Here is a 13767-nt window from a genome sequence, read left to right on the forward strand (position 1 = left end):
TCAATCAGATCATTGATCTAAATCTAATATAAGTTTTAGCAGTATTTGATCGAATTTTCGGGGTGATCTATGGAACCTGAGTTTTGGCATGACCGTTGGGCGAACAACCAGATCGGCTTCCATCAGTCCGACATCAATCCTTATTTGCTGCGGCATTGGCCCTCACTGACCCTGGCTCACGGTGCTCAGGTGTTGGTGCCGCTGTGCGGCAAGAGCCTGGACTTGATATGGCTGGCCAGTCTGGGGCATCGGGTGCTTGGGGTGGAACTATCGGAACAGGCTGTGCAGACGTTCTTCAGTGAGCAGGGGCTGCACCCGCGAATTCATCAGCATGGCGTGTTCACGGTGTATCAGGCTGGATTGATCGAGGTGTGGTGCGGTGACTTCTTTGCATTGGACGCCGAGGTGTTGGCCGACTGCGCGGCGTTGTATGACCGTGCCGCGTTGATCGCTTTACCGCCGTTGATGCGGGCACGCTATGCAGCGCACTTGAATCGTTGCCTGCGTGCGGGCTGTGAGGGCCTGTTGATCACCTTGGATTACGACCAGACGCTGAAAGCCGGTCCGCCCTTTGCGGTCACGCAGGATGAGGTGAGGGTGTTGCTCGCGTCGCACTGGACGCTGCAAGTGCTGGAGGAGCGAGACATTCTGGACGAAAGCTGGAAATTCGTGCAGGACGGCGTGCCGCGCCTGGACGAACGCGCATACCGACTGACCAGGGTGTAAATCGCGCCCACTAAAAAGGGGCGATCAGCTCGCCCCTTTCGGTATTGCCGGTTGGCGTCAGCCGCGACGACGCAAGGCGTCGATGCGCTCTTCCAGCGGTGGGTGGCTCATAAACATGCGAGCCAGGCCCTGTTTGATGCCGCCGTTGATGCCGAAGGCGGTCAGGCTGTCCGGCATATGCACCGGCAGGCCCTGTTCGGAACGCAAGTGTTGCAGTGCTGCGATCATCGCCCCGGTGCCGGCCAGGCGCGCACCGGCTTCGTCCGCGCGGAATTCGCGTTTGCGCGAGAACCACATCACGATGGCGCTGGCCAGGAAGCCGAGTACCACTTCCGCGAAGATGGTCGCCACGAAGTAGGCAATGCCACGGCCTTCTTCGTTCTTGAAAATCACCTTGTCGACGAAGTTACCGATGATCCGTGCGAAGAACATCACGAAGGTGTTCACCACGCCCTGGACCAGTGCCAGGGTGACCATGTCACCGTTGGCCACGTGACCGATCTCGTGGGCCAGCACAGCCTTCACTTCATCGTACGAGAAGCGTTCGAGCATGCCCTGACTCACGGCAACGAGCGCGTCGTTCTTGTTCCAGCCGGTCGCGAAGGCGTTGGCTTCATAGGCCGGGAAAATTCCGACTTCAGGCATCTTGATGCCCGCCTCGCGGGACAGCTGTTCAACGGTTTGCAGTAACCATTGTTCGTGGCGGGTACGGGGCTGAGTGATGACCTGGGTGCTGGTACTCATCTTCGCCATCCACTTGGAGATGAACAGCGAGAAGAGCGAGCCGGCAAAACCAAAGACCGCACAGAAAATCAGCAGCTGATTGAGGTTCAGGTCAACCCCATTGGCCGCCATGAACCCGTTGAAGCCAAAAAGGCTCAGGGTGACGCTGGCAATCAGCACGACCGCCAGGTTAGTGGCCAAAAACAGCAGGATGCGCATCATGGTTGTAGAGTTCTCCTCATGCTTAATATGTTGCGTACTGCGGGGTATATATGGTGCGCCATGGGGCGATTCAACCGAGCGACTATTTCAAACTGTGTCCTACAGCATGAATGTAGAGCCTTGAAGGGATTTTCCCACATGAAATACCGCTCGATATCTGTCTTTCGTTGCCGTATTTCCCCGTGATTACAGGGCGATGGGGCAAATAACAGGTTAAAGCACTGAGCGGGGAGGGCGGCGGTATAGAAGTGTTGCCAGATGCTCGCTGTACGACCGGATCTCGGCCGTACAGCGACGTTTCACTACTGGCGATAAGACTTCAGGAAGTTGCCGATGCGACCGATGGCCATCTCCAGGTCATCCACGCGCGGCAAGGTGACGACGCGGAAGTGATCCGGCCACGGCCAGTTGAATGCCGTGCCCTGTACGACCAGCAGTTTTTCCGACAGCAGCAGGTCGAGCACGAATTTCTCGTCGTTGAGAATCGGGCAGACTTTCGGATCGATCCGTGGGAAGGCGTACAGCGCGCCCATGGGTTTGACGCAACTGACGCCAGGGATGGCGTTGAGCAGCTCCCAGGTGCGGTTGCGCTGTTCCAGCAGCCGGCCTTGTGGCAGTACCAGGTCGTTAATGCTTTGATAGCCGCCCAGGGCGGTCTGGATCGCATGCTGGCTCGGTACGTTGGCACACAGGCGCATATTGGCCAGTATGTCGATGCCTTCAATGTAGCTCTGGGCGTTGTGCTTGGGGCCGGAGATGGCGATCCAGCCGGAGCGGAAACCCGCCACGCGGTAGGACTTGGACAGGCCGTTGAAGGTCAGGCACAGCAGGTCCGGCGCCAGGGAGGCGGTGCACACATGTACGGCATCGTCGTACAGGATCTTGTCGTAGATTTCGTCGGAGAACACTACCAGGTTGTGCTGGCGCGCCAATTCGAGCATGCCCAGCAGCACTTCCTTGGAATACACCGCGCCGGTCGGGTTGTTCGGGTTGATGATCACCAGTGCCTTGGTGTTCGGGGTGATCTTGGCCTTGATGTCGGCCAGGTCCGGAAACCAGTCGGCGCCTTCGTCACACAGGTAGTGAACGGGGTGGCCGCCGGCCAGGGTCACGGCGGCGGTCCACAATGGGTAATCGGGCGCAGGTACCAGCACTTCGTCGCCGTTGTTGAGCAAGGCCTGCATAGACATCACGATCAGCTCGGACACGCCGTTGCCCAGGTAGATGTCCTCGATGCCGACGCCTTCCACCTGCTTCTGCTGGTAGTACTGCATCACCGCCTTGCGCGCGCTGAACAGGCCTTTGGAGTCGCTGTAGCCTTGGGCGGTGGGCAGGTTGCGGATCACGTCCTGGAGGATTTCGTCCGGCGCTTCGAAACCAAACGGCGCCGGGTTGCCAATGTTCAGCTTGAGGATGCGATGGCCTTCCTCTTCCAGGCGTTTGGCGTGCTTGAGCACTGGGCCGCGAATGTCGTAGCAGACGTTGGCGAGCTTGTTCGATTTGCTGACCTGCATGGCGATGTGATCCTGAAAATGAACGATCCAGACGGTGTGGGCACTACCGTACTGTGAAGGCTGCGAGGCCCGCACCCAGAAATACGTTTGAATGCCGGTAGCGCGGGTGCCAGACTGGCGTTTTGAAGAGGCGCAATCATACGTGCCGCCTGATCCATGGAAAAGACACAGATCAGGGTTTTTCAGTTGCCGAGGTGTATCGATGGATAAGTTGCAGAAAACCGTTGAAGAATGGAAAGCGATGCTCGATCCGGAGCAGTACAACGTATGTCGCCTCAAAGGTACCGAGCGACCTTTCAGCGGCAAGTACAACGACACCAAAACGGACGGCGTGTACCACTGTATTTGCTGCAATGAGCCGCTGTTCGATTCCAAGGCCAAGTTTGACTCGGGCTGCGGCTGGCCCAGCTTCTACGAGCCGATCGCCGACAGCGCCATGATCGAGATCCGGGACGTCAGCCATGGCATGATCCGTACCGAAGTCACCTGCGCCAAGTGCGATGCGCACCTGGGGCATGTGTTCCCCGATGGTCCGCCACCGACCGGTTTGCGCTACTGCATCAATTCGGTGTGCCTGGATCTGGTGCCTCGTTGAAGTGAGTAGGTAGCGCGTCGGGAGTGAGTGGCGAGATGGCTCGCTCCCAGTCATAAACGTGATCGAGCATGATCAATGCGCTCAATTAAGTTGTGTGCAATTGAATCGCTCGCTATGTTGTGGGCTCTTCCCCCGACACGAGGCACAGCCATGAGCGACAACCTGCTGAGTATTCCCTGCACCACCATCAAGGGTGAGCAAAAGACCTTGGCCGATTTCGCCGGCAAGGCCGTGCTGGTGGTCAACACCGCCAGCAAATGCGGCTTTACCCCGCAGTACAAGGGCCTTGAGCAACTCTGGCAGCAGTACAAAGACCAGGGGCTGGTGGTATTGGGGTTCCCTTGCAACCAGTTCGGCAAGCAGGAGCCAGGTGACGAAGGGGCGATTTCTGAATTCTGTGAGCTGAACTACGGTGTCAGCTTTCCGCTGTTCAAGAAAATCGACGTCAATGGCAGCGATGCCCATCCTTTATTTGTGCAATTGAAACAGCAGGCCCCCGGTTTGCTGGGTTCCAAGGGCATCAAATGGAACTTCACCAAGTTCCTGATCGGTCGCAATGGTCAGGTGGTCAAGCGCTTCGGCCCGACCACCAAACCTCAGGACTTGACCCAAGAGATCGAAGCCCTGCTCAAATGACTAACCCACCCGTTGTGTCCCTGGCCCTGGACAACCAATTGTGTTTCAAGCTCTACGCGGCTTCGCGGGCGGTAACCCGTGCCTACAAGCCGATGCTGGATCCATTGGGCCTGACCTATCCGCAATACCTGGTGATGCTGGTGTTGTGGGAGTGGCATGACGCCCCTCCGGCGCAGCCTACGGTCAAGGCGCTGGGGGACCGTCTGATGCTCGACTCGGGCACCCTCACGCCGTTGCTCAAACGTCTTGAACAACTGGCTTGGGTGCAGCGGCGGCGCAGTACCAGGGATGAGCGGGAAGTGCATTTGAGCTTGAGTGAGGCCGGCGTGCATCTGCGCGAGCGGACTTACCGGATGAAGACGCGACTGTTGTGCGACAGCGGCATCGACCTGAACCAGGCGGACGACCTGCGCGATGGCCTGGACCAATTGCTGGGGCAGATCAGAGCGCTGTCGTCTTCGGCACCCACAGATCCAGCAGGGCATTGAGTTCTTCGCGACGGAAAGGCTTGGCCAGGTAGTCGTTCATCCCGGCGGCGCGGCAGCGTTCGCGCTCTTCGGACATAGCATTGGCGGTCAACGCCACGATCGGCAGGTCCGGCCAGCGTCCACTGCTGCGTATCTGCCGACTGGCCTCGTAGCCATCCATCACCGGCATATTGCAATCCATCAGCACCATATCGAAGTGTTGCTCTTCCAGACACTTAAGCGCTTCGCCACCATGGCCGGCCACGACCACCTCACAGCCCAACTTGCTGAGCATGCCCTTGGCCACCAGTTGGTTGACCGGATTGTCCTCCACCAACAGGATGCGCGCGCGGTGCGCTACAGGCGCGGCTTCCACTTGGATCGGATCGAGGATCAAGTGCCCATCGCTGCGCAAGGTGCGTCGCAGAATCTGATACAGCGCGTTGCGGCTCAGGGGGCGGGCCTGTTGCTGCAATGGCGCGAGTGCGGCCACTTCTTCGCTGGGCATAAAGTTGCCGTAGGCCGTCACCACCAGAATCGGTGCGGTAATGCCCGGCCGCAGTCGGAACAGGCACTCCGGGCAATCAGTGATCAGCAGGTCTGGGGTTTCTCCGCTCAAATCATGGTCCTGGGCGTAACAGCGCGGCGTCAGCCCCCAGTAGGGCAGGAGCGTGGTCAGCAGTTCTGTGAGGCCGCTGCTGGCGTTGGTGATGGCGATCACGTCACCGCTGAGCGGCGGCGGCTGCACCGCCGGCGAATGAGCCGGCAGCGGTAGCTCGGCGCGGAACTGGCTGCCAAAGCCGACCTCCGAGCTGATGCTCAAGCGCCCCTGCATGGCTTCACACAGGTTTCGCGTCAGTGCCAGGCCCAGGCCCGTACCGCCAAACTGGCGGGTTATGCCGGCGCCAGCCTGGGTAAACGGTTGGAAGATTTTCGCTTGGGCTTCCTGCGCAATGCCGATGCCGGTGTCGCAGACTTCAATGTGGACCTTGCCCTCCTGAACGCTGAGACGCACATCCACGCGCCCGAAGCGGGTGAACTTGAGGGCGTTGGACAGCAAGTTACTGACGATCTGCCGCACGCGCGTCGGGTCGCCCAGCACTTGGGCCGGAAACCTCGGGTCGATCAAGCAGGTCAGCTCCACGCTTGGCGCGGCGTTCTGCGACAGCAGGTTGGCGGTGTCTTCCACCAGCGCGCCCAAATCGAATGGAATGCGCTCCAGTTCCAACTGGCCGGCATCGAATTTGGACAGGTCGAGGATATCGTTGAGCAACTCCACCAGCACTTTGCCCGAATCGTGGGCGATGGACAGTTGCTGACGCTGCTCGGCGTTCAAGCTGCTGTCCAGCGACAGCGCGATCATGCCCAGCAAGCCGTTGAGCGGGGTGCGGATCTCATGGCTCATGTTCGCCAGGAACGCCGCGCGGGCCTGAGCCATGCCCAGGGCATTCATCTTGGCCGCCTCCAACTCGTCGTTGGACTGGCTCAGCCGCTGGTTACTGGCCTTGAGTTCCAGGGTACGAGCGGAGACGATATCTTCCAGTTGGCCCAGGTATTCGGTCAGCCGGTCTTCGGCGTGGCGGCGCTGCTGGATTTCAGTTTGCATGTTTTCGAATTGCTGGTTGGCCACGGTGACCAGTACGCCGATTTCGTCGTTCTCGTGCCCGGGCGGGTAGTCCAGACGCGTGTGTTTGCGCGTGCTCAATTCGCCAATGATGCGTACCAGTGGTTTGGTCAGCATCACATAGAACAGCCCCAGCAGGATGCCGGTCAGCAGCAGGCTGCGCACAAAGCCATTGAGCAGTGTGATCTCGGCGCGCCGCAGGAAGCGGCTGCCGAAGGCGTAGGTATCGACGTCCAGACGCAGCACACCCAAGGAGTCGTTGGGCATATGGCTCAGGTAGAGCCGGTCCTCAAATTGGCGATTGGCGCCAAACATCAGGTCGCTGAGGGCGCGGTAGGTGCTTTCCTTGCGCGGCCGCTGTACATCGGCCAGCACCAGGCCATTGTTGTCGATCAACTGCGCGCGAATGATGGCGGGGGAGTGCAGCAGGCCCAAGGTCAGTTCCTGTGCCAGCTCGGCGTCGATGTTGTAGGCAATACGTGATGCCGGGTTATGGCTGATTTCGATCAGCGAGCGAATTTCACGGTTGATGGATGCGTCTTCGCTGGCATAATCAATGCCGATTTGGATCAGACTGAGCAAGGTTCCCAAGACGAAACCTACCAGCACAGTCAATCGGGCTTGTTTATAAGACAAGCGGTGGGCGAACTTGATATCCATCGAGTGTTGAACCACTTCACGTTTCCCTTCGCCCGGCAAGCATAGCTGAACATCCACAGGCTCTGGCCTGCCCGGCATGAATCGTTTTATACGCAGCCCCTTGCGGTCTGTCGCAGGGTTGCCAATACGCCATCTTTTGCAAGAACTTGCCAGAGGAATATCCGTGGATTCTCGATTGAATGCCTTTCTTGAGCGGGCCGATGCAGTACTTGCTCGCCTGGAACCCCTGCTGCCAGCGCCCCGACAGGCCATCGACTGGAACCAGTGCCTGGCTGCGCGCTGGCAACGCGAGGGGCGCACCGGGTTTCTGTTGCCGCTGGAGGTCAGTCTGGACATGCGCCTGTCCGACTTGATCGGTGTCGACAAGCAGCGCGAGCAACTGGCGCGCAATACTCAGCAGTTTCTCGACGGCCTGCCCGCCAACCATGCGCTGCTGTGGGGTTCGCGCGGCACCGGCAAGTCGTCCATGGTGCGTGCCCTGCTGGCCCAGCATGCCAACGCCGGTTTGCGCCTGATCGAAATCGAGCGTGATCACTTGGCCGATCTGCCACGTGTGGTCGAGCAACTGCTCAAACTGCCACAGCGCTTTATCCTGTTCTGTGATGATCTGTCGTTCGAAGCCGGTGAGGGCGACTACCGCGTGCTTAAAAGCGTGCTGGACGGTTCCCTGGAACAGGCGCCGGAAAATGTGCTGCTCTATGCCACCTCCAACCGTCGCCATTTGGTGCCGGAAAACCAGAGCGACAACGATAACTGGAAGCGCGTGGACGGCGAACTGCACCCCAGCGAAGCCGTGGAGGACAAGATTGCCTTGTCCGACCGCTTTGGCTTGTGGCTGTCGTTCTACCCGTTCACCCAGGAACATTTCTTGGATGTGGTGGAGCATTGGATCGGCGAACTGGCAGGCAAAGCCGGTTTGCAATGGCAGCGTGACGAAGCGCTCGATATTCTCGCCGTGCGCTGGGCCACCGGGCGCGGCAACCGCAACGGACGTTGCGCGTATCAGTTCGCCCGTTACTGGGTGGGCCTCAAATTGCTGGAGCGTCAACCATGATCGATTTGCAACACGCCGGTACAGGCCTGGATGGCTATGCCATGCTCTGCGCGCAGCTGGAGTCGCTGTTGGCCGATGAGCGCGACTTTATCGCCAACAGTGCCCAGTTTTCTGCGTTCCTGTTCAACCAACTGGATGACCTGAACTGGGCCGGTTTTTACCTCAATCGCAATGAAGAACTGGTGCTCGGCCCGTTCCAGGGGCAGATCGCCTGTGTACGTATTCCGTTCGGAAAGGGCGTCTGCGGTGCTGCAGCAGCCTCGCGCCAAACCCAGCGCGTCGAGGATGTGCATGCCTTCCCTGGGCATATTGCCTGTGACAGCGCCTCCAACAGTGAGCTGGTGGTCCCGCTGGTCAAGAACGGCCAATTGATTGGTGTTCTTGACCTCGACAGCCCTTTGATGGCCCGTTTTACCCAACAAGACCAGCAGGGCATCGAGCAATTGGCTGCGATTTTTCTGCGCTTGACCGACTGCTGATGCCAGAGGGGGCGGACCCGCCCCCTTATGGGTTATCCAGCGCGTGAAGCTGCACTTGCAGCATCCTCTCAAACTCCAGCATCAGCTTTTCCAGGGCCTTCACACCGGCGTCAATCGAAGACCGATCATCATCGCGGCCGCAGGCCTGTTCGAGGGTTTCACACTGTGACGCCAGCGCATTGGCCTGAACGATGCGGGCGGCGCCCTTGATCTTGTGGGCCTGTTCGGTGATCTGCTCATAGGAGGCCTGCGCGTTCATCAGGGCGATCAGCTCCTGACGGTCCTGGCGGCTGCTATTGAGCAGTTCTTCCAGCAGGCGTCGGCTCATCTGTGGATCGCCGCCGGTCAGGGCTTCGAAATTACCGAGGTCTAGGATCTGGTCGGCAGGGTGCGTGCCGATCTGCGCCAAATGCCGTTCCAGGGCCGTGAGGCTGATGGGCTTGAACAGGCAATCGTTCATGCCTGCCTGTGCGCAGCGTTGCTTCTCCTCGGGTTGGGCGTTGGCGGTAAAGCCCAGTACCACACAGGGCGTCAGGCCTTCACGCTGTTCGTATTCGCGGATCGAACGACTCAGTTCATAGCCATTCATGATGGGCATATTGCAGTCGGCGATCACCAGGTCGAAACGCTCCTGACGCCAGGCCTGGAAACCCGCCGCGCCGTTTTGCGCTGCGGTGAACTGATGGCCTAGATAGCCGAGTTGCTGGCACATCAACAGGCGGTTCGCCGGATGATCGTCCACCACCAGTACATTGAGCACTGGCGCGGTGGTCGGCCTTTCGGGTTGGTGTTCGTCCTCGGCCAGCTCAGGCTGCAGGCGTGTCATCTTGAGGTTGACATGCACCTGGGTGCCGACCATGGGCACGCTGCTGAGGCTCAATTGCCCACCCATCATGGCGCACAGGCTGCGGCAGATCACCAACCCCAGGCCGGCGCCGCTCCTGGCCAGTTGCCCGGAGTTGTCGGCTTGGGCAAAGGGTTCGAACAGGCGCATCTGATCGTCGCGGCTGATGCCGATGCCGGTGTCTTCCACTACCAGTTTCATCTCGACTTGCTGGGCAAGATCGGTGGGCAGCACGTCCACCTTTATTTTGACCTGACCGCGCTCGGTGAACTTGATCGCGTTACTGATCAGGTTCGACAGCACCTGCTTGAAGCGCAGCGGGTCGATCAACACTTCGGTGTCGTCCAGGTCAGTCTTGAACTCCAGTATCAGGCTGAGGGTTTTCTGGCGGGCCAGGCCGTCGAACACACGTACCACCGATTCGATCACTTCCCGCAGGTTCACACGTTCCGGCGCCAGGCTCAGGCGGCCGGATTCGATCCGCGCGATATCGAGGATGTCGCCGATCAACTCCAGCAAGTCCTTGGCCGAGTTATAGGCCACTTCGATGGCGGGGCGGTCGAGGTGGCCCTGGTCCGCGCGCTTGAGCGTCAATTCGAGCATGCCGATCACTGCGTTCATGGGCGTACGGATTTCATGGCTCATGGTGGCCAGGAACGTACTTTTGGCGCGATTGGCCTCGTCCGCGCGTTCCTTGGCGGCACGCAGCTCATCGAACAATTGGCGGCGCTCGCTGATATCGATCCAGCCGCCGATGATGCCCTGGACTTCGCCCACGGAATCGCGATACGGCAAGATCCAGTGATAGATCGTGAGTTTTTTGCCGCGTATGTGCAGGGTGCGATCCAGGATCAGCGGGTTGCCCTCAGCCACCACACGCTGATAATCGGCGTGGTATTGCGCGGCCTCTTCTGCCATGGCGGTGCTGATTTGCATCGCACTCCTGCCGATCACCTCTTCGCGCTTGACGTCGAACGCCTGCAGGTAGCTGTCGTTGCAGGTCTGCAGCAGGCCCTTGCGGTCGCGCACGTAAATCGGGTGCGGCGTTTCGTTGACCAGGGCGCGCATGAATTCGAACTGGTCATTGAGAGCGCGCTCAGCCATTTTGCGGTGCTTGATCTGGCGCTGCATGTAGGCGTTCCAGGTCAGGGAAATCAGCAGCAACAGGCCGGTGCCGATGATGATGCGCGCAATCAATTGATGATAATTGCGCCAGTAGCTGTCGGAGGCGGCGGTATAGCCGCGCCAGCGACTGTTGATCACCCCCAGCTCGTCCGGAGCGATGCTGAGCAGGGCCTTGTCGAGAATCGAGCTGAGTTCGGTGGCCCCCCGGGACGTTGCCAAGGCAAAGGTGGCCGGCGTGGTGCCAATGCTGAAACTGGTCTGGACCTTATCTTGGAATATCGGTGAAGACAGGAAATAGTTGGCGACCACCAGGGTATTGACCGCACCCTCCACATGGCCTTGTGCAAGGAGTTCGGTTGCCTTGAACGTGTCCCCCGTTTCTACCAGTTGAATCTGCGGAAAGTGCTCGCGCAGGAATTTGATCGGCGGGCTGCCTTGAGTTACCGCCACGCGTTTGCCAGCCATTTGTTCCAGACTGGTGGGCGCCTGGTCTTCCTTGCGCGTCAACATTACGTAGGAGTTTTCCAGGTAGGGGCGGGTAAAGTTCAACTGTCCTTCGCGTTGCAGGCTGGGGGCGATCGCGCCGATGACATCTGCTTCACCGGCCTCCACCTGCTCGATCATCTCGTTCACATTGCGTCCGCGCTGGATCTCGAAGCGTAAGCCGGTGCGCAGGCGAATCAGTTCCAGCAGGTCGGCGGTGATGCCGCGGAAGTTGCCGTCTGCATCGAAGAATGTCAGCGGTGCGAAGGTTTCGTTCGCGATGACTTTGACCACTGGGTTGTCTTTCAGCCAACGCTCCTCGCGCGGGGTCAGTTGCAGCTTCTGATCGGTCAACAGAATGTCACTGCCGGCACTCCAGCGCTTGGCAATGGTTTCTCGCTCGGAGATGGGCACAGCCATCAGGACGGAGTCGACGATGCTCAGCAGGATGTGCTGGTGCTGCGGCAGGGCAAAGCTGAAGCCGTAGGCTTCGTGCTTACCGAAGTTGGCCATGCGCACGTTTTTCAGGTAGCCCTTGTTGATCAGGTAATGGGTGGAAATGGTATCGCCGAGAAACACGTCCGCCTGTTCGAACGCCACTGCATTCAACGCATTCTGGTAAGAGGGATAGGCGCGGATGATCGCGTTGGGGTAGAGCTTTTCCACTTCGCCCAGAGGCAGGTAGTGATAGACCAGGGCCAGGCGCATCCCCGCCAAGCCCTCGCTGAGGCTGCGTGTTTCGCCCTCGCGGGTGACCAGCACCGGTTGATCCACCGCGTAGGGTTCTGACAGGGTGAGGTTGGGGTTGGCGGCTTCGAACCCGTTGGAAGAGCCCAGCAAGTCGATCTCCCCGGACTCAAGGGCGCGAATGGCCGCCTCTCGGGAGGGGTAGCGCACCACTTTGATCGGCAATGCCAGCGCCTTGGCCAGCAGCCCGGCGTAGTCGGCGGTGAGGCCCTCGTAATCGCGGCCGCTGGAGGTGAGATCAAAAGGGGGGTAGTCAGGGGCCGCAGTGCCCAGTACCAGTTCGCGTTTGTTCTGCAGCCATTGGCGTTGAGCCTTGTTCAGGTGGGTTTCCAGTTGTACCGAGCCTGCACGACTCAATAAATTGAAATATTCCGGGCCCGTTGGAGGGGCGGCAGGCACGGCAATGCTGAAGCACAAACCGGCACTCAATAAAATCAGATAGTCCTTTATACGCCTGGGCATCCGCTTTCTCACACTAGCGCGTTTCGTTTTGCCATCTCGATAAGTTCTACCAAGGACTTGGCTTGAAGTTTTTGCATGAGCCGTTTTTTATAGGTGCTTACTGTTTTGTTACTCAAGAACATACCTTTGGCGATTTCCTTGTTAGTCCGCCCTTGTGCAAAAAGTTGCAATACCATCAGTTCGCGATCGTTTACCGCTTTGAATAGTTCAAGTTCCTTTGAAATCGTGGTGTCCACTCCATTGGCATTCAGAGCCTGGCTGGGAAAGTAGTTGTAACCTGATAACACGGCACGGATGGCGCTGAGCAACTCGCTCAGGTCCCCTTCTTTGCACACATAGCCATCGGCGCCCGAGCGCATGCAGCGGGTGGCGAATAGAGTTGGGGATTGAGCCGTCAGCACCAAGGTCTTCATTGAAGTGCTCATGGCATTGAAGCGGCAGAGCACTTCAAGCCCGTCGAGTTTTGGAATGCTGATATCCAGAATGATCAGGTCCGGTTGGCACTCACGGACCATTTGTATGGCATCGCATCCATTATCGGTTTCGCCGACTACTTTGTAGCCCTCGTGTTCCAACAACATTCGGATGGCGAGCCTTATAACCGGATGATCATCAATTATAAAAACTGTGTTCATGTTTACATTTCCGTGCAAGTGCAAATAAAGCGGGCACATTAGCTCAGAAGCGGATGCAGGAGCATGAAGCGGAGGGGGAACAAATATAAAACAGGAAAGTTCCTACATCAAAAAAGGTAAAAGCCTACTGGTTGCTAAGGAATTGTGAAGCGAGATGACAACGTTTCGCCGTTCTGTAGGTTTAATCCATGCATCAGGTGCTGAGAAGGAGCAGGCGGCATGATCTTGGTCGATATATAGGGTTCCAAGTCTTGTTTTTACAAGGCAGGTAATGGGAAGAGCAACTGTGAAAGTTCTTCTTTGTTCAACGGCTTTGACAAGTAACCGAGCATGGGTAATCCACGCTCCAGCGCCTGAACATGCAACGCCGACAGCTCTGCGATGGGCAGCCCGCTGAGCAGGATGGCGGCGTTGATAAAGCGTTGACGGCTGGCGATTTCAATCAGCTCCAGACCGGGTAGATCGGGTAGGCATTGATCACACAGAAGGATGTCGAAAGGCATGTCCGCCTGGGTCATCAGATGGACGGCCTGCGCGGCGTTTTCGCATGGTGTCAGTCGCTCGAAGCCGAAGCTGCGAAGCAGGCACTGAGTGGCGAGCAGTTGAAAGGGATGGTCCTCCACCAACAGGATGCAAAGAGGGTTACTGGGCATAAAAAGTACACGATGATTCAAGCGTCGAAGGGGGGCATGTAGGAGCTGTTCGATGACTGTGCCCGGAGCGTGCGCGATTATTCCCCGTGTATCTGTGCGAATTCGATCAGGCCGCTCT

At 58.5% G+C, this 13767-nt stretch carries 12 protein-coding genes; 6 read left to right on the forward strand and 6 right to left on the reverse strand.

The window, feature by feature from the left end:
* Positions 1-69: 69 nt before the first annotated feature.
* Positions 70-726: a thiopurine S-methyltransferase gene (locus FIV35_RS12475; RefSeq protein ID WP_034137520.1), complete on the forward strand. Its 657-nt coding sequence runs from the start codon at positions 70-72 to the stop codon at positions 724-726.
* Positions 727-783: 57 nt separating this feature from the next.
* Here the strand turns inward: FIV35_RS12475 and htpX are convergent, their stop codons facing one another.
* Positions 784-1671 (reverse strand): protease HtpX, encoded by an 888-nt coding sequence (gene htpX / locus FIV35_RS12480; RefSeq protein WP_034096601.1) that lies wholly within the window; start codon positions 1669-1671, stop codon positions 784-786.
* A 302-nt stretch (positions 1672-1973) separates the two neighbouring features.
* Positions 1974-3185, reverse strand: a complete 1212-nt coding sequence (locus tag FIV35_RS12485) for a pyridoxal phosphate-dependent aminotransferase (protein ID WP_034096602.1) — start codon at positions 3183-3185, stop codon at positions 1974-1976.
* Positions 3186-3387: 202 nt separating this feature from the next.
* On the opposite strand from FIV35_RS12485, the gene msrB reads away from it, so the two are divergent.
* From msrB to FIV35_RS12500, 3 genes are all read left to right on the forward strand, one after another.
* Positions 3388-3780, forward strand: coding sequence for a peptide-methionine (R)-S-oxide reductase MsrB (gene msrB / locus FIV35_RS12490; protein WP_034096603.1), 393 nt, complete (start codon positions 3388-3390; stop codon positions 3778-3780).
* A 150-nt stretch (positions 3781-3930) separates the two neighbouring features.
* The gene (locus FIV35_RS12495; RefSeq protein WP_034096604.1) at positions 3931-4416 is read left to right on the forward strand and encodes a glutathione peroxidase; all 486 of its coding nucleotides are present in this window, start codon (positions 3931-3933) and stop codon (positions 4414-4416) included.
* Complete coding sequence (locus FIV35_RS12500; protein ID WP_034137522.1) at positions 4413-4904, forward strand: MarR family winged helix-turn-helix transcriptional regulator; 492 nt, start codon at positions 4413-4415, stop codon at positions 4902-4904. The genes FIV35_RS12495 and FIV35_RS12500 overlap by 4 nt, the downstream gene beginning before the upstream one ends.
* On the opposite strand, the gene FIV35_RS12505 is transcribed toward FIV35_RS12500, so the two are convergent.
* Positions 4858-7167, reverse strand: coding sequence for an ATP-binding protein (locus FIV35_RS12505; protein ID WP_034137523.1), 2310 nt, complete (start codon positions 7165-7167; stop codon positions 4858-4860). The genes FIV35_RS12500 and FIV35_RS12505 overlap by 47 nt on opposite strands.
* 163 nt (positions 7168-7330) lie before the next feature.
* Here FIV35_RS12505 and FIV35_RS12510 point away from each other — a divergent pair, with 163 nt between their 5' ends.
* Positions 7331-8221 carry an ATP-binding protein gene (locus FIV35_RS12510; protein WP_034137524.1) on the forward strand — a complete coding sequence of 297 codons (891 nt, stop codon included), beginning with the start codon at positions 7331-7333 and terminating at the stop codon, positions 8219-8221.
* Positions 8218-8700 carry a GAF domain-containing protein gene (locus FIV35_RS12515; protein ID WP_034096608.1) on the forward strand — a complete coding sequence of 161 codons (483 nt, stop codon included), beginning with the start codon at positions 8218-8220 and terminating at the stop codon, positions 8698-8700. Before FIV35_RS12510 ends, FIV35_RS12515 begins: the two co-directional genes overlap by 4 nt.
* A 25-nt stretch (positions 8701-8725) precedes the next feature.
* Here FIV35_RS12515 and FIV35_RS12520 read toward each other — a convergent pair whose 3' ends face one another.
* The 3 genes from FIV35_RS12520 to FIV35_RS12530 all read right to left on the reverse strand — a co-directional run bounded on the left by FIV35_RS12520 (position 8726) and on the right by FIV35_RS12530 (position 13649).
* The gene (locus FIV35_RS12520; RefSeq protein WP_034137525.1) at positions 8726-12361 is read right to left on the reverse strand and encodes a transporter substrate-binding domain-containing protein; all 3636 of its coding nucleotides are present in this window, start codon (positions 12359-12361) and stop codon (positions 8726-8728) included.
* Between the two features lie 8 nt (positions 12362-12369).
* Positions 12370-12996, reverse strand: a complete 627-nt coding sequence (locus FIV35_RS12525) for a response regulator transcription factor (RefSeq protein ID WP_034137526.1) — start codon at positions 12994-12996, stop codon at positions 12370-12372.
* A gap of 257 nt (positions 12997-13253) precedes the next feature.
* Positions 13254-13649, reverse strand: coding sequence for a response regulator (locus FIV35_RS12530; RefSeq protein WP_034137527.1), 396 nt, complete (start codon positions 13647-13649; stop codon positions 13254-13256).
* Positions 13650-13767: the final 118 nt, after the last annotated feature.

The organism is Pseudomonas rhodesiae, assembly GCF_007858255.1.
Taxonomy (GTDB): Bacteria; Pseudomonadota; Gammaproteobacteria; order Pseudomonadales; family Pseudomonadaceae; genus Aquipseudomonas; species Aquipseudomonas rhodesiae.